This is a genomic window from Arthrobacter sp. SDR-2R (assembly GCF_057747955.1).
Window position 1 is genome coordinate 2814934 of record NZ_CM173231.1, and the last position, 15293, is coordinate 2830226.

Sequence of the window (15293 nt, forward strand, 5' to 3'; positions counted from 1 at the left end):
ATGTAGACGCAAAGGACCAATTAATGACCATCCAGGCAAACCTTCCCAGCGTCGGCAGCACCGGGACCACCGCGGGCGGAGGCTGCGCAATCCTGGAAACCGCCCGCCGGCAGGTTCTCGGGGACGGCATCGGCCTGAACCAGGCCCAGCTCGAAGAGGTCCTCCGGCTCCCGGATGAGGCACTTCCAAGCGCCCTTGAATTGGCCCACCAGGTACGGCTCCGCCACTGCGGGGAGGAAGTGGAGGTAGAGGGCATTATCTCCATCAAGACCGGCGGCTGCCCGGAGGACTGCCATTTCTGCAGCCAGTCCGGTCTCTTTGACTCCCCCGTCCGTGGCGTGTGGCTGGATATCCCGGAACTGGTCAAGGCCGCCAAGGAGACAGCCGCCACCGGGGCCACGGAGTTCTGCATCGTCGCTGCCGTCCGGGGGCCCGACATCAAGTTGATGAACCAGATCAAGTTCGCCATCGACCGCATCACCCAGGTAGTGGACATCAACATCGCCTGCTCGCTGGGCATGCTGACGCAGCGCCAAGTGGACCAGCTCAAGGAGTGGGGGGTGCACCGCTACAACCACAACCTGGAAACGGCACGCAGCTACTTCCCCGAAGTCGTCACCACCCACACCTATGAGGAACGGCTGCAGACCTGCGCCATGGTCAAGGACGCCGGCATGGAACTGTGCTGCGGCGCCCTTATCGGAATGGGTGAAAGCCTGGAGCAGAGGGCTGAACTGGCCGCCCAGCTCGCAGCCCTGGAACCCCACGAAGTGCCGCTCAACTTCCTCAATCCCCGGCCTGGAACCCCGCTGGAGAGCCAAGGCATCATGGAGGGCAAGGACGCCCTCCGCGCCATCGCCGCCTTCCGCCTGGCCATGCCCCGCACCGTTCTTCGGTACGCCGGCGGCCGCGAACTCACCCTCGGCGACCTCGGCACCCGCGATGGCCTGCTCGGGGGCATCAACGCCGTCATCGTGGGCAACTACCTCACCACCCTCGGCCGCCCTGCCACCGCAGACCTGAACCTGCTCGTGGACCTCAACATGCCCATCAAGGAACTTCAGAAAACGCTGTGAAGAGAGCTTTTCCCTCCATGCATTCAGCCGCCGGGAACTTTTGCGGGCACTGCGGCGAGGCGTTCGACGGCGGCAACCACCCGCCGTCGTACGCCCACCAACGCTGCGGCGAACGCATGGCAATGGAACCGCCGCGGTACTGCGCCGCCTGCGGGCGCCGGATGAAAGTACAGGTGACGCCGCTTGGCTGGACAGCGGAGTGTTCCCGGCACGGCGTGGTGGTGGCCTGAGCCGGGGGCTTCGTCCACGTCTATTGACTATGGTGTGGCACCGCGCTATACCTCAACTAAGTCCAGCAGCAGGCCCCGCTCAGCTCAGCCGGAGGCCGCTGTGACATCACCCCTATCCCCCACCCGCTGCAGGATCCTGCGCGTCAGCAGCCACCCCGGACCCCACCATGGCATGGGACCGCCCGTGGTGCGTCCGGGTACAGAGGCACCACGCCAATGACCCCGTTCTTTACGTGAACCAGCAAACCCCTGCTTCCTGAGGAAGTGCCGCAGTGGACACGATTCCGACAGTGCTCCTTGTCATCGGCGTTGCGTTCGCCTGGATCGGCCTGACCGTCCTCGTGATCGTCCATCTTCGCCGCCGAAGGAGCGGATCCACCCTGGTGGCGTCAGCGCCGTCTACCACGGTCCACCTTCATGCAAGGCCATGGCACAGCCGCATGCGCCGAAACCGTGCCGCTCCACACCCCCGGAGGGTAAGCCGGCGGCGGGCACGGGGCCGAGGCAATACCCCCCACATCTGATCACTGTCTCGAAAGCAGCGCCGCGCTGGACCCTTGCATACTGAAAGCACCGCCATGGTCCCAGGCACCAAATCGCCTCAAGGAAGATAAGCCGTGTACCGCCTTCTTCGCTTTGCAGGCCCCGGCAAAGTAGAGATCATCGAGGGCCAGAGCGTTGCCCTCCAGCCCGGAGAGGTTCGGGTCCGCACCCTGTTTTCGGGTATCTCGGCCGGGACCGAGATGACCGCGTACCGGGGCACTAATCCCTACCTGACCTCCGAATGGGATCCCGGGATCCGCCTGTTCCAGCAGGATCTACGTGAACCGCGGCTTGGCTACCCCCTGGACGGGTGGGGATACTCGGAGGTCGGAGAGGTCGTGGAGGTTGCTGCCGTGCCCGACCCGGTCGATGAGGGGAAGGACGCCGGCCGGCCTGTCAAAGTCGGAGACACCGTCTGGGGCATTTGGGGGCACCAGTCCGAGGCTATCCTGCTGGCAAAAACCGTGGCCGGTCACCAACTGCCCGAGGGCATGGACCCGCTCGCTGCCGTATTTGTGCGGGTGGGAGCGATAGCCCTGAACGCCGTCCTGGCAGCTGACCTGGGGGTGGGTTCGACGGTTGCCATTTTTGGCCAGGGCGTCATCGGCCTGCTGGCCACCCGCTTCGCCGTTTTGAACGGCGCGACGGTGATCGCAGTTGACGGAATCAGGGTGCGCCAAAACAAGGCACTCGCTTGGGGTGCGGAGGAAGCCTTGGCGCCGGACCCGGATCCCGCAGCCCGGATTCGCGAACTTACCGGCGGCATGGGGTGCGATTGCGCCATTGAACTCAGCGGGAACTACCGCGCCCTCCACGAGGCCACGCGGGCCGTGGGTGCCGATGGCACAGTGGTTGCTGCCGGCTTTTACCAGGGCGGCGCGGCACCTCTCCGCCTGGGAGAAGAGTTCCACAACAACCGGGTCCAGATACTCGCCTCGCAAATCGGTTCGGTCCCAAACCGGCTGCGCACCCGGTGGAGCGTTCCCCGCCTGGAACAGACAGTGATCGCTTCGATCGCGTCCGGCGCCCTGGATGCAGCCTCGCTGGTGACCCACCGGTTCGACATCGCAGATGCTGCCAAGGCCTACGAGCTGTTGGATAACAATCCCGAGTCTGCCCTTCAGACAGTTTTGGAGTTCCGATGATCCCGCTCACCGTACAAGAGCAGCACCTGCCCGGTAGCTGCCTGGAGGAGAAATTTGAGAGAGCCGTTGCCTGGGGCTTCGACGGAATTGAGCTCCGCGCCCAAGGCGACCTGGGTTTCCAGAACCGTCTGTCCGAGCTTCGGCGCGCACGGAAGAACGGAGTGGTCATGCCCACCGTATGCGTGGACATGCTTCACTTCATCGGAGACTTTGACGAGGCCCTCCGTCGGGACGCCGTGGTTCAACTTCGATCCCAGCTAAGTGTCATGGCCGAGCTGGGGGGCCGGGGCGCCGTAACCCCGGCCTCCTACGGCATGTTTTCAAAACGCCTTCCCCCGTTCATTCCGCCGCGAACCCAGGAGGAGGACACGGCCGTGCTTGTTGATGTTCTCGGTCAACTTGGCGGGCACGCCGCGCGCGAAGGCGTAGAACTCTACCTGGAACCCTTGAACCGGTACGAAGACCACATGGTCAACACACTCGCCAAGGGCGTGGAACTGCTGCGGAAAGTCGGACTCGGTTCGGTCAAGCTTGCCGCAGACACCTATCACATGAACATTGAAGAAGCAGATCCCGCAGCGGCCCTGGAGGCAGCGGGCGCTTTCGTCGGCCACGTCCAGGCCAGCGACTCCAATCGACTGGAACCGGGCGCCGGCCACATCGACTGGGCTCGGATCGGCGCCGCCCTCAAGGCCATGGGGTACCAGGGAACAGTGGCCCTCGAGTCCCGGCTTTCCGGTCCCCCTGAACTGGTCCTGCCCCGAGTCCCGGAACTGCTCAGACGCTTCCTCTGAGACGCTGGCCTTCCGGGGGATAATCCATCGGTGGCCGGCGCCTTTGTAGAACGATGCTTTCTTGCCGCCGCTGAACGCCCTCCTACATCCGTCCCGAGGCAAGATCTGCGTCGACATTCGCATCCGCACCGCTCATGTCCTGCGAACTGTCCGAACGCACCGTCTCTTCCTTGGACGCCTGCATTGAGCGCCAGACTGCTGCCCCGGCCGCCAACGCTACGAGCCCTGCGATCCACCACCACATCCGGAAGGCCGGCTGCCGGGACCTCACCGGGCCGCGTCTCTTGGCTCGTCCGGCCGGTTTCGGGCCAACGCGCTTAAGCTGTCCCTGGACCCGTGGCGTCAGTGTCTCCACACCCCCGGCAAGCTCATCGGCCAACCGGCGCAACAGCGCCTGGAGGCGGGGAGAAGCGGTCTCGATGCCTGCATCCAGCCCGGCCACCGCCCGCTGAAGCGCAGCCTGCACACCAGGCGTGGCCCATTCCCTGCCTCTGGCCAGCTGGCCCATGAGGTTCTCGGAGAGATGATGGACCCGCTCGGTTTCAGTCATTGCTGCTCTGCGCATGGATGCCTCCTTGATGTAATGGATGACGACAGACTAGGGCGCGGAGAAGTGCCCAAACAGGGTCTTTGGAACCAAGACAGGTCTCCGGGGCGTCCCGGCGCTCCAGAGGTACAGGGTGCCATGACCAAAGCCCCTACTCCGCCATTGCCTGCACTATCACGCTGGGAGTTGGGGGTAGCAGCTCCCGGGTCACCGGCGGGCGCGCGTTTGGTCAGGCAGGAGGGTCCCCATGACAACGCAACCACAGCCCGGAGTGCCGCTCGTTTCGGGCGCCGCCGGCAAGGGGTTCTCCTCGTTCACGAGGCGCCATCCCTTGCCTGTTTTCTACCTCCTCGCATTTTTCATCTCCTGGGGCGGAATGGTTGCCATTCTCAGTGCAGGGCACCTAACCGTAACCTGGGCCGCGGCGGCGCTCCCGGCAGGGCCCGCCGCAGCCGGCGTTTCCCTTACCGCCCTTCTATACGGCCGAACAGGGCTTCGGGAACTCGGGACCCGGCTGCGCCAATGGCGGGTGGGCCCCCGGTGGTACCTTTTCGCCCTTCTTACTGGCCCGATCGTCATGGCTACGACGGCGGCCATGGTCTCGATGATGTTTCCGGGTTACTACGCGGGCACGACCACACTGGAGGGGACAGCGGCCATTATCCTGGGCGGCCTCCTGGTCGGGCTCGCGGTCGGCATCCTGGAAGAGCTTGGCTGGACGGGCTTTGCCCTGCCCAGACTCCGTAGGCGTTACGGCATTCTTTTGACTGGCCTCATCATGGCCCTGCTGTGGGGAACCTGGCACTACCCGATGTTCGCGGACAGCACTGACCCTTCAGGAGCTATACCAAACGCGGTTATCGTGGCGGTGTTCCTGTTTGCCTGGCTGCCCCCATTCCGGGTGCTGATGGTGTGGGTCTACGACCGGACAGGGAGCCTCCCGCTGGCGATGCTCATGCACGCGCCGCTTTCGGCAGGGGCGTTCATCAACTCTTTCATGGCATCAGGTACGGCGACCGGGATGGCGGTCCTGATGCCGGCACTGCTTTGGGGTGCTGCATTCTGGACGATTGTTGCGGTTGTCTTCCTCGTCAAAGCCCGTCGACTTCGGGACGCAAACCCTTAGCGCACCACCTTGCGGTGGCCTGCGTCCAACCGCTGGGTCCACCCCCGCGAATCGAGGTGTTCCAGCAGTGGAACCGCTATCCGGCGCGTCGTTCCGAGGGCTTGGCGCGCCTGGCTGGTGGTAAAGGGCTGCTCCAGGCCGGCTAGGGTTCGCATCGCAAGGGCCGGCGCCGTTGGCAGCAGCACCACGCCGTCACGCAGCCTCAGCAGGCGGCCCGAGCGTTCTGCAGCAGCCAGCTCCCGCGTGCCCAAACCCAGCGCGGCCAGCTCCTCGGATTCCGGGGCCTGGAACGTATGCGTGGTGAGCCTGCGCTCCAGCTCGGCAATTGCCGGTTCGATGGGGCCAAGGTGGCCCCGGCTGCCGGGCAGCCGGATGTGGCCTGCGTCCTGTTCCAGGGCGGCCCCACGGATGACATGGGAAAGCAGCTTCTCGTCGGGCAGGCGAAGCAGGTTGCGGGCTGCCCCCATGGAAAGGCCCGGCGCCAAGGGATCGGATTCCTGCAGCGCCTGGACTGCGTTGCGAAGCTGGTGCTGCCAGGCCTCAAGGACAGGAGCGTGCACCCACCAGTCGTCGATGACCTGCACGCCGGACGGCCCTTCCGGGTCCTGCCCGGACAACAGCCCGAGCCGGCGCAGATGCTCCACCTGCACGGCTTTGCGGGCTGCCACCTCCCCCAGCACGTCACCCGCCGGGTCCATGCCTGCAAGCCGCTGGGCCCAGTGGGCGCCGTCTCCGCGCCGCCGCAAGGCCGGTGGATCGGCGTCGAGGATGCGTGCCCCGCCCAGCACAGAGCGGCTTCCGGGGTCGCGCAGCACCAGCCGGTCGCCCAGGACGAGAGGCAGGTGCCTGTCGAGGACGAGCCTAGCGTGGTCGGCGCCGAAAGGACGCAGCCTGGCCGGCACGGACGCGGTGCCAACATGGACCATGAGCTGCTCCGGCACATCCGTATACGCCACACCGGTGGTCCGTTGGATGCCCACGACGCCGGTGGTGGGCCAGGCATCGAGGGTGAGCAGCGCATCACCGCGCCGGATGTCCGTGGCGGAAACGTCGCGCAGGTTGAGGGCCACACGGCTGACTGGCGCCACCGAGGTGTACGAGGTGTCGCGGCTTTGCAGGCCGCGGACGACGACGGACCGGGAACCAAGGTGACCAAAGAGGCCCAGCCGGTCCCCCTGGACGATCGTTCCTGCGGCCAGCGTTCCGGTCACCACGGTGCCGGAACCGGTGATCGTGAACGACCGGTCCACCCACAGCCGGACCCGCCCATCTGTGGCGGGTTGGGGCACACTGGCCAGGACGCCGTCGAGCGCTGAACGCAGCTCAGCCAGGCCGGTGCCGTCGATGGCGGACACGGCAACGGCCGGGGCATCCCTCAGACCAGTCCCGGCCAGCTCCACCCGGGCGCGTGCCAGGACGTCCGCCACCCGCTGGCTGGACGCCCGGTCCGCGCGGCTGAGGACCACCACACCGTGCTCGATGCCCAGCGCCGCCACGGCGTCCCGGTGGTCACTCGACTGGGCCTGCCAGCCTTCGTCGGCGGCGACGACGAAACACACCACCGGCGCGGGTCCGATGCCGGCAAGCATGTTGCCCAGGAAACGCTCGTGGCCGGGGACGTCGACGAACGCAACGTCCTGCCCGGACGGCAACGTGGTCCAGGCGTAACCCAGGTCGATGGTCAGCCCGCGGCGCCGTTCTTCGTCCCAGCGGTCCGGCTCCATGCCGGTAAGGGCGCGGACAAGGGTGCTCTTGCCGGAATCGACGTGACCGGCCGTGGCAACGACGTGCACGGTTCAGCCCGCCCTGCCTGCATCCGCAGCCTCGAGGGCTGCCAGCGCCTGCCGAATGGCCTCGAGAATCCGGTCGTCGTCCGCGGCGGGCACGCACCGCAGATCGATCAGGCAGGAACCGTCGTGGACGCGCGGAAGCACGGCGGGATCGCCGGTACGCAGGAGCCGCGCCAGTCCTTCGGGGAGCCGGAGCGCCCACCCGGGCAAGGCAAAACCGGGGGCGCCCCCGCCGCCTACCCTGCCGTCATGCGGCACCACCGCTGCCCCGAGTTCCTGGGCCAGCCGTTCCGTGCGGCGCCGCAATTGCCCGACGTCGGCGTGCAGCGCCTGTACGACGGGCGGCATTCCGCCGGCCACGGTCGCCTCCAAGGCAGCGAGGGCAAGTTTGTCGGCCCGGACGGCCCGGGCAAGCGGGTGGCGGGCCAACCGGGTGATGACCTCCTTGCGGCCCAGCAGCAGGCCCGCCTGGGGTCCGCCGAGAAGTTTGTCGCCGCTGGCGATGACGACGTCGGCCCCGGCCGCCAAAGCGGAGGCAACATCAGGTTCATCAGGGAGGTGCGGGTCGGGTGCCAGCAGTCCACTGCCAAGGTCGGCCACGAGCGGTACTCCGTGTGCCTGCGTCAGCGGGGCCAGTTCATGCAGCGGAACAGCGGAAGTGAAACCGTCTACCCGGAAGTTGCTCGGATGGACCTTCAGCACGCAGCCCGTATCGGGGCCGAGGGCCGCTGCGTAGTCGTGCAGGTGGGTCCGGTTGGTGGTGCCCACCTCGCGAAGCCTTGCCCCTGTCGATTCCATCAGGTCGGTGAGCCTGAAGCCTGCACCGATCTCAACGAGTTCGCCGCGGCTCACCACCACGTCCCGGCCGGCGGCCAGGGCTGTAGTGGCCAGTACCAGCGCCGCTGCTCCGTTGTTGACCACCAGTGCGTCCTCAGCGGCGGGACAGGCGGCGAGCAGTACCGCCCGGGCCCCGGCGCCACGGCGGGAGCGGTTTCCGTCAGCCAGGTCGAGTTCCACGTCAACGTAGCCGCTGGCTGCGATAACAGCTTCGACCGCGGCCGCGGAAAGGGGTGCCCGCCCCAGGTTGGTGTGGACGATGACCCCGGTGGCGTTCAGCACCGGGCGGAGGGTTGTTGCCTTGCGGTCAGCGACGGCGGCCAGCAGGACTGGCTCCACCTGGCCGGGAGGAAGGTCACCGCGCCGGGCCTGGTCCTGGATGTCCCGGACGAGTTCGCGGATCACACGCTCACTCAGCCGTGACCGGGCTTCGCGGACGGGCGGCAGTGCCAGCAGGTCGTCCGTGCGGGGAATCAGGCGGCGGGGATCGACGTGGTCCACAGCCCTCCTCATATCGCGGCATTCACTGCCGAAAGTTGGCGGTGGCGGACGGGAATCGAACCCGCCAGGCCGAGATGCTCAGCCGCACCGGTTTTGAAGACCGGGGGGCCCACCAGGACCCGGACGCCACCGCGCCTCAATATAGCAGGTCGATTCACGGGGGTACGCTAGGCGGGTGAATGAGGCCCAGACGTCAGTCCAGCAACTTGATGAGGGCGCCGTGGGCGCCCTTCGGCTCACCGACTACGCCCACGGAGGAGGCTGTGCCTGCAAGATCCCGCCGGGTGAGCTCGAAGATGCCGTCCGTGGCCTCATCGGCCAGCCGGGCGCAGAGGTGCTGGTTGGCCTGGACAGTGGCGACGACGCGGCGGCCGTCCTGGTGCGGGACGACCTCGCGGTTCTTACCACGGCGGATTTCTTCACTCCCGTTGTCAACGATGCCTTTGACTGGGGCCGGATCGCCGCCGCCAATGCGCTCTCGGATATCTATGCAATGGGCGGCCGGCCGGTCACGGCCATCAACCTGGTGGGCTGGCCCCGCGGCGTCCTGCCAATGGAGCTGATGACGGAGGTCCTCCGCGGCGGGCTTAGTGTGGCGTCGGAGGCCGGTTGCCCGGTGCTTGGCGGACACTCCATCGACGATCCGGAACCCAAGTACGGCATGGCCGTCACCGGCGTCGCGCACCCGGACCGGCTGCTGCGCAACGACGCCGCCCGGCCGGGCCTGCCCATCACGCTGACAAAGCCGATCGGCGTCGGGCTTCTCAACAACCGGCACAAAGCGACCGGTGAAGTGTTTGCCGAGGCGATAGCGACCATGGTGGGTCTCAATCGCGACGCGTCCGAGGCAGCGGTGGCCGCCGGCGTCCGGGCAGCAACGGACGTCACGGGTTTTGGCCTGCTTGGCCATCTTCACAAGATGGTCCGGGCATCGGAAGTGGGCGCAGTGATCGACCTGAAGGCGGTACCGCTGATTGATGGAGCCCGCGAGGCACTGCGCGACGGCTTTGTCTCCGGCGGGACCCGGCGCAACCTCGACTGGGTGCGGCCGCACCTGCAGACCGCACCGGGCATCACCGAAGACGACCTGCTGCTGCTTGCCGATGCCCAGACTTCCGGCGGGCTGCTGGTGGTCGGCGAGCTGCCAGGGCACCCCGTCATCGGCCACACCACTGCCGGCCGGGGCATCAGGATCCGCTGATGCCTGGCGGCCAGGTCAGCTGGCGGTCGTGATCGCGTCGCCGGTTACGCCGGCTGCGCGGCGGGCTGCGAGCCGGGCCTTCTGCGGTTCGATGGTGTACCGCGGGTCCTTGGCAGAGGCCAGCCCCGCTTCGAAGATGCCAAACCGGGTCAGTGCAGAAGCGGCCAGCAACGCCACCCCCGAAGCGGCAGCTGCGACGCGGTTGCGGCCACCCAGCACGGTTCCCAGGCCGCCGGCGACTGCCAACCGCTCGCTCCACTTCAGCATGGTGCCTGCCTTGCCCTGATGAAGGGGCTCGGCTGCCACCGGATCCATCCGGCGCTCCATGATCTTCATGGCAAGCACGTCGCCCACGACGCCAAGCACCGCGAGTTTGCGGGCGGGACCGGTCTCGCGGGCCGGCGTGGTGACCATGGCGAGCCCGGCAGAAGCGAGGCACGCCGAACTGACGAAGACGAACGGCAGTTCCTCGTGCGCAGCGTTCCAGGTGGGGGTGGCGGTGTCGCCAAGCAGGACAGCTGTGTATGCCGCCAATGGTCCGGCGAACACCGCAGCCTCGACGCCCGCCGGTCCTTCCACGGCCTGCAGCACCCTGCGCAAGGGTCCCAGCGGCAGCCGGTTTCCGCTCATCCGGTCGATTTCGGCCACTGCGGCAACACCCGCACCTGCGCTGAAGGCGCTGAGGATCCAGGAGCCCACGCTCATCGGCGAGGTCACTTTGAAGGTCCGCAGCATATGCAGGAAACGCTCCGGCCTGCCCAGGTCCTTCACCAACGCGACGGCGCCGGCACTCACGGCGGCCAAGGCACCCAGCCGGGCATTCCGGCGAAGTATCGGCCGTCCGGTCAACTGGCCGCCGAGGCCAAGCAGCGCCGAGCCTGCTGCCACGCCGCCCAGGAACAGGTAGATGGCAACGTCATCGCCCCACGGCGCGGGCTTTACGACGGGGCGGCCGTAGTAAGAGGTGAATTCAGGCTCCGGGACCATGGGCACTTCGCGGGAACCGTCCCCGTTGTCCCTGCGGCGGCGCAGGCCGGGTTTGCCGTCCTGCCGGCGGCGCCGGGCACGCTCCGCCGGCCGGAAGCTGTCGAATTCCGAAAGGGTCACGCCCGTCCTCCCAGGAAAGCCAATGCTGCAGCCGCGGCCATGCCCGCTACAGCCATGCCTGCCCGCCGGTACATCTGCGGCAGGTCGGCTGTGGGGACGCGCGGGTCCGGCGGGAGCCCGTACACCTCGGGCTCATCCAGCAGCAGGAAGACCGATCCCGTTCCACCGACGCCGTCGTTCTCGTTCGCACCGTAGAGCCGCGCTTCGGTGAGGCCTTGCGCGTGCAGGTGGGCCACCCGCTCCCGGGCTGTTTCCACCATGTCGTCGTGGTCGCCGAACTTGATGGACGTCGTCGGGCATGCCTTGGCGCACGCGGGCGTCTCATCGGCCACCAGCCTGTCGTAGCACAACGTGCACTTCTGGGCCACGCCCACGTTGGGGTCGGCGGGATGCTTTTCGTGCTGCTCGTCCCGCTGGCCGGCCACCTTCACCGTGCCATTGCTGCGGCGTTCGATCACGCCGAAGGGGCACCCGGCCACGCAGGTTCCGCAGCCGTTGCAGACGTCGTCCTGGACCACCACGGTGCCGAATTCGGTACGGAAAAGGGCCCCCGTGGGACAGACGTCAAGGCATCCGGCGTGGGTGCAGTGCTTGCAGACGTCGGAGGACATCAGCCATCGGAAGTCTGCCGTGTCCGGGGGCGTCGTGTCGGCCTCTGCCAGATCGGTCGCTGCGGACCCTGCCGTGGCGGGAGGACCAATGCGGGGCATGCCCAAATTGACCAGGGCCCGCCCGGATTCCCGGGCCTCGGTAATGCGTTCCTGGCCTTGCTCAATGAACGCCACATGCCGCCAGGTGCTGGCGCCCAGGGATCCGGTGTTGTCGTAGGAAGACCCCAGCAACTCGAGGTTTCCGTCCTGCGGGTTGTGGTTCCATTCCTTGCAGGCAACTTCGCAGGCCTTGCAGCCGATGCAGATCGAGGTGTCGGTGAAGAATCCCTTGCGCGGATGGTTGTGTTCCCAGTGGGCATCGGCGGTGGGGTCGGTCGGTCCGGACAGCTGGCCCATCTAGTCCTCCGTTGTGGGATCGGTATGCGGGGCGGGTTTGTTGCCTTCCGCCGTCGGATTGGTGACGGCGCTGTTCCCCGTCTCGATGGTCACTCCTGCCCGGGCCTGGTACTCCGCAACCAGGGCAAGCAGTTCCTTCCCCCGCGGACGGCGGCCCGGACGGATATCGCACGAAGCCACCTTGGACTCCTGGATCTGGACGTTGGGGTCCAGGGTCACACCCAGCAGGTCGTTGGCCGCGTCACCACTGACCACGGCATTGCTGCCGACGCCCCAGTGGTAGGGCAGCCCAATTTGATGCACGGTGTGGCCGCCAACAGCCAGGGGCCTCATCCGGTCCGTGACAAGAACCTTCGCCTCGATGGCGGAGCGCGGCGAAATGATCGTGGCCCACCCGTACGGCTCAAGTCCGCGCTCGGCGGCCAGTTCAGGCGAGACCTCGCAGAACATCTCCGGCTGGAGCTCCGACAGGTATGGGAGCCAGCGGCTCATCCCACCCGCCGTATGGTGCTCCGTGAGCCGATATGTGGTGAAGACGAACGGGTAGACGTCTGCCCCGCTGGTGCCGGCGCTCGGTGCGCTGAGGTTGTCCGCGCGGGGGAACACCAGCCGCGCAGGACTTTGCTGCTGCGGATAAAGCGCGTTCGCCACCGGTGATTCCTGCGCCTCGTAATGGGTGGGAAGGGGTCCATCCATGAGGCCCTTCGGCGCGAACAACCAGCCTTTGCCGTCTGCCTGCATGATAAAGGGATCATCACCGCTGAGTGCGGCTGGACCACCGACAGAGGGATCGGGTTTGCTGCCAGGTGCCCGGTCAACCGGGAAGTCCGGCACGTCGTCTCCGACCCACTTACCCTGTTCCTGGTCCCACCAGATGTATTTCTTCCGCTCGCTCCACGGGTTGCCGGCCGGATCAGCCGACGCGCGGTTGTAGAGGATCCGGCGGTTGGCCGGCCATGCCCAGCCCCATTCCGGGGCCGCAGGCCCCTGTTCCTTGCCCGGCTTCCGGTTGGCGGCGTGGTTGACACCGTCAGCGTACACGCCGGTGTAGATCCAGCAGCCGGCCGCCGTGGATCCGTCGGCGCGCAGTTCGGTGTATGCCGAGAGCGGCTTGCCCGCATCCGGGCCGTCCAGGTGGCGGCCGTTGATTTCCGCCAGCACGGCTTCACCATCAGGTTCGCCATGCCCGTCCGTGGGGTAGTCCCAAGTGAGGTCCAGCAGCGGACGGTCCCGTTCGTCCTGCGACCCGGCCAGTTTCTCCCGGATCCGCTGGCCCAGTTCGAAGAAGAACTGCAGCTCGCTCTGGCACTCCCCCGGCGGCGACACCGCCTGGTGCCGCCACTGCAGCAGGCGCTGGGTCTGGGTGAAAGAGCCGGCTTTCTCAACGTGGGTTGCGGCAGGCAGGAAGAACACTTCGGTCTCGATGTCCTCGGTGCGCAGCTCCCCGGATTCAATTTCCGGACCGTCTTTCCACCACGTGGCCGACTCGATGAGGTTCAAGTCACGCACCACCAGCCACTTCAGGTGCGACATGGCCAGGCGTTGCATCCGGCCGTGGGCCGAACCCACTGCAGGATTCTGGCCGAGAAGGAAGTAGCCCTCAACTTCGTCCTCGAGCATGCCCATTACTGTCTCGTACGTTCCGTGGGCCCCCGTCAGTCTCGGGAGATAGTCGTAAGCCCAGTCGTTGTCCGCGTTGGCAGCCTCACCCCACCAGGCCTTTAGGAGGCTGATGGTGTAGGCGTCGGCATCAGCCCAAAAACCCTTCTGTTGCTTCGAGCCAATGACTGACAGGTACTCCTCAAGGCTGTCATGGCGTCCGGCGCTGGGCATGGGCAGGTACCCGGGCAGAAGGTTGAAAAGGGTGGGGATGTCCGTTGAGCCCTGGATGCTGGCATGGCCACGCAGGGCCATGATCCCGCCACCGGGGCGTCCGACGTTCCCGAGCAGAAGCTGCAGGATGGCGGCGGCCCGGATGAACTGAGCCCCAAGGGAGTGCTGGGTCCAGCCGACGGCGTAGGCGAAACACGTCGTGCGGTCGCGCCCGGAGTTTTCCGTGATGGAGCGCGCCAGGTACTCGAAGTCCGCGGCGTCGATCCCGCACATGTCCTGGACCATCTCCGGGGTGTAGCGGGCGTAGTGCCGCTTGACGATCTGGAAAACAGTCCGCGGGTCCTGGAGGGTGTCGTCGCGCTGCACTTCGGCGTGCTCCAAAGGTGGTCCGCCGCTGCCAAAGGCGTGGCCGGCGGCGCGGGCCGTGGCATCGGCTCCGTGTTCCGAACCTGGCCCGGGCTCATCGATGGCACCGTCCCCTTTTTCCGCATAGGCCCACGATGACGTGTCGTAGGCGCGCTTCTCCGGATCAAAGCCGGAGAACAGCCCACCCAGGTCCTCGGCGTCGCGGTAATCCTCATGGACCAGCGTGGCGGCGTTGGTGTACGCGCTGACGTACTCCTTGAACCACAGGTCATTGGTGAGGACATAGTTGATGAGCGCACCAAGGAGAACCACGTCGGAGCCTGCACGAATGGGAATGTGCTTATCCGACACTGCCGACGTCCGCGTGAACCTGGGGTCAACGTGGATGACCTTGGCTCCGCGGGCTTTAGCCTCCGCTACCCACTGGTATCCCACGGGATGGCACTCGGCCATGTTGGAACCCTGGATAACGATGCAATCGGCGTTGGCCATGTCCTGCAGTGACTGCGTTGCACCACCGCGTCCAAACGAGGCTCCCAAACTGGGAACCGTGGCGGAGTGTCATATGCGGGCCTGGTTCTCGGTCTGCACCGCCCCTGCAGCCGTGAAGAGCTTCTTGATCAGGTAGTTTTCTTCGTTGTCCAGGGTTGCGCCGCCCAGCGAAGCAATGCCCATGGTGCGGCGAAGCAGCCGGCCCTGGTCGTCCTCCTGCTGCCACGTCCTGCGGCGCGTTTCGATGAACCGGTCCGCCACCATCTCGACGGCCGTGGCCAAATCCAGGTGTTCCCACTCCCTGGAGCGCGGCGCACGGTAAAGCACCTTGGTCTGCCGGCCTGGTGAATTGACCAGTTGCTCGCTGGCAGAACCCTTGGGGCACAGGCGGCCGCGCGAGATGGGTGAGTCCGGATCGCCTTCGATCTGGATGACCTTTTCGTCCTTGACGTAGACACGCTGTCCGCAACCCACGGCGCAGTAGGGGCAGACGCTCTGGACAACGCGGTCAGCAGTAGCTGTGCGGGGGGCAATGGCCTGGGTCTTGGCCGAGGTGACAGCGGGCCCACGGCCCAGCAGATCCCCCGTCGACAATTGACGGATGACCGGCCATTGAAGGAAACTTCGCGGTGCCATTTGTGGAGCATATCCCGAAGCGCCGCGAAAGCAACAGGACAGCGTTCGCGTGTCTTCCGCAG

The 15293-nt window shown here is 66.6% G+C and carries 12 protein-coding genes and 1 tRNA gene; 6 read left to right on the plus strand and 7 right to left on the minus strand.

What is annotated here, in order from left to right; all coding sequences use genetic code 11:
* The first annotated feature begins 23 nt into the window (after nucleotides 1-23).
* The 4 genes from bioB (at nucleotide 24) to AC3ANU_RS13100 (ending at nucleotide 3788) form a co-directional block, all read left to right on the plus strand.
* Nucleotides 24-1076: a biotin synthase BioB gene (gene bioB / locus AC3ANU_RS13085; RefSeq protein ID WP_488314651.1), complete on the plus strand. Its 1053-nt coding sequence runs from the start codon at nucleotides 24-26 to the stop codon at nucleotides 1074-1076.
* Entirely contained in the window at nucleotides 1073-1306 is a 234-nt protein-coding gene (gene bsaP, locus AC3ANU_RS13090; protein ID WP_261377334.1) for a biotin synthase auxiliary protein BsaP, read from the plus strand. Before bioB ends, bsaP begins: the two co-directional genes overlap by 4 nt.
* A 617-nt stretch (nucleotides 1307-1923) precedes the next feature.
* Complete coding sequence (locus tag AC3ANU_RS13095) at nucleotides 1924-2994, plus strand: zinc-dependent alcohol dehydrogenase (RefSeq protein ID WP_488314652.1); 1071 nt, start codon at nucleotides 1924-1926, stop codon at nucleotides 2992-2994.
* Complete coding sequence (locus AC3ANU_RS13100) at nucleotides 2991-3788, plus strand: sugar phosphate isomerase/epimerase family protein (protein ID WP_488314653.1); 798 nt, start codon at nucleotides 2991-2993, stop codon at nucleotides 3786-3788. The genes AC3ANU_RS13095 and AC3ANU_RS13100 overlap by 4 nt, the downstream gene beginning before the upstream one ends.
* Before the next feature lie 82 nt (nucleotides 3789-3870).
* Here the strand turns inward: AC3ANU_RS13100 and AC3ANU_RS13105 are convergent, their stop codons facing one another.
* Entirely contained in the window at nucleotides 3871-4353 is a 483-nt protein-coding gene (locus AC3ANU_RS13105; RefSeq protein ID WP_018771018.1) for a hypothetical protein, read from the minus strand.
* A 229-nt stretch (nucleotides 4354-4582) separates the two neighbouring features.
* On the opposite strand from AC3ANU_RS13105, the gene AC3ANU_RS13110 reads away from it, so the two are divergent.
* Complete coding sequence (locus AC3ANU_RS13110; protein WP_488314654.1) at nucleotides 4583-5461, plus strand: CPBP family intramembrane glutamic endopeptidase; 879 nt, start codon at nucleotides 4583-4585, stop codon at nucleotides 5459-5461.
* Here AC3ANU_RS13110 and selB read toward each other — a convergent pair.
* From selB to AC3ANU_RS13125, 3 genes are all read right to left on the minus strand, one after another.
* Entirely contained in the window at nucleotides 5458-7254 is a 1797-nt protein-coding gene (gene selB, locus AC3ANU_RS13115; RefSeq protein WP_488314655.1) for a selenocysteine-specific translation elongation factor, read from the minus strand. The two genes, AC3ANU_RS13110 and selB, sit on opposite strands and share 4 nt — an antisense overlap.
* A 3-nt stretch (nucleotides 7255-7257) precedes the next feature.
* Nucleotides 7258-8589 (minus strand): L-seryl-tRNA(Sec) selenium transferase, encoded by a 1332-nt coding sequence (gene selA / locus AC3ANU_RS13120; protein WP_224084444.1) that lies wholly within the window; start codon nucleotides 8587-8589, stop codon nucleotides 7258-7260.
* Between the two features lie 36 nt (nucleotides 8590-8625).
* Nucleotides 8626-8720: transfer RNA gene (locus tag AC3ANU_RS13125), tRNA-Sec, on the minus strand.
* Between the two features lie 89 nt (nucleotides 8721-8809).
* Between AC3ANU_RS13125 and selD the strand changes: the two genes are divergently transcribed.
* Complete coding sequence (selD, locus tag AC3ANU_RS13130) at nucleotides 8810-9790, plus strand: selenide, water dikinase SelD (protein ID WP_144600025.1); 981 nt, start codon at nucleotides 8810-8812, stop codon at nucleotides 9788-9790.
* A gap of 15 nt (nucleotides 9791-9805) precedes the next feature.
* Here selD and nrfD read toward each other — a convergent pair whose 3' ends face one another.
* Genes nrfD through fdh form a run of 3 tightly spaced genes read right to left on the minus strand, consistent with a single transcriptional unit; the run spans nucleotide 9806 to nucleotide 15231 of the window.
* A complete protein-coding gene (nrfD, locus tag AC3ANU_RS13135) occupies nucleotides 9806-10897 on the minus strand; it encodes an NrfD/PsrC family molybdoenzyme membrane anchor subunit (protein WP_056390125.1) in 1092 nt (363 codons plus the stop codon).
* Nucleotides 10894-11904, minus strand: coding sequence for a 4Fe-4S dicluster domain-containing protein (locus AC3ANU_RS13140; protein ID WP_018771024.1), 1011 nt, complete (start codon nucleotides 11902-11904; stop codon nucleotides 10894-10896). Before AC3ANU_RS13140 ends, nrfD begins: the two co-directional genes overlap by 4 nt.
* Nucleotides 11905-15231 carry a formate dehydrogenase gene (gene fdh / locus AC3ANU_RS13145; protein WP_134165406.1) on the minus strand — a complete coding sequence of 1109 codons (3327 nt, stop codon included), beginning with the start codon at nucleotides 15229-15231 and terminating at the stop codon, nucleotides 11905-11907. It lies immediately after the preceding gene.
* Nucleotides 15232-15293: the final 62 nt, after the last annotated feature.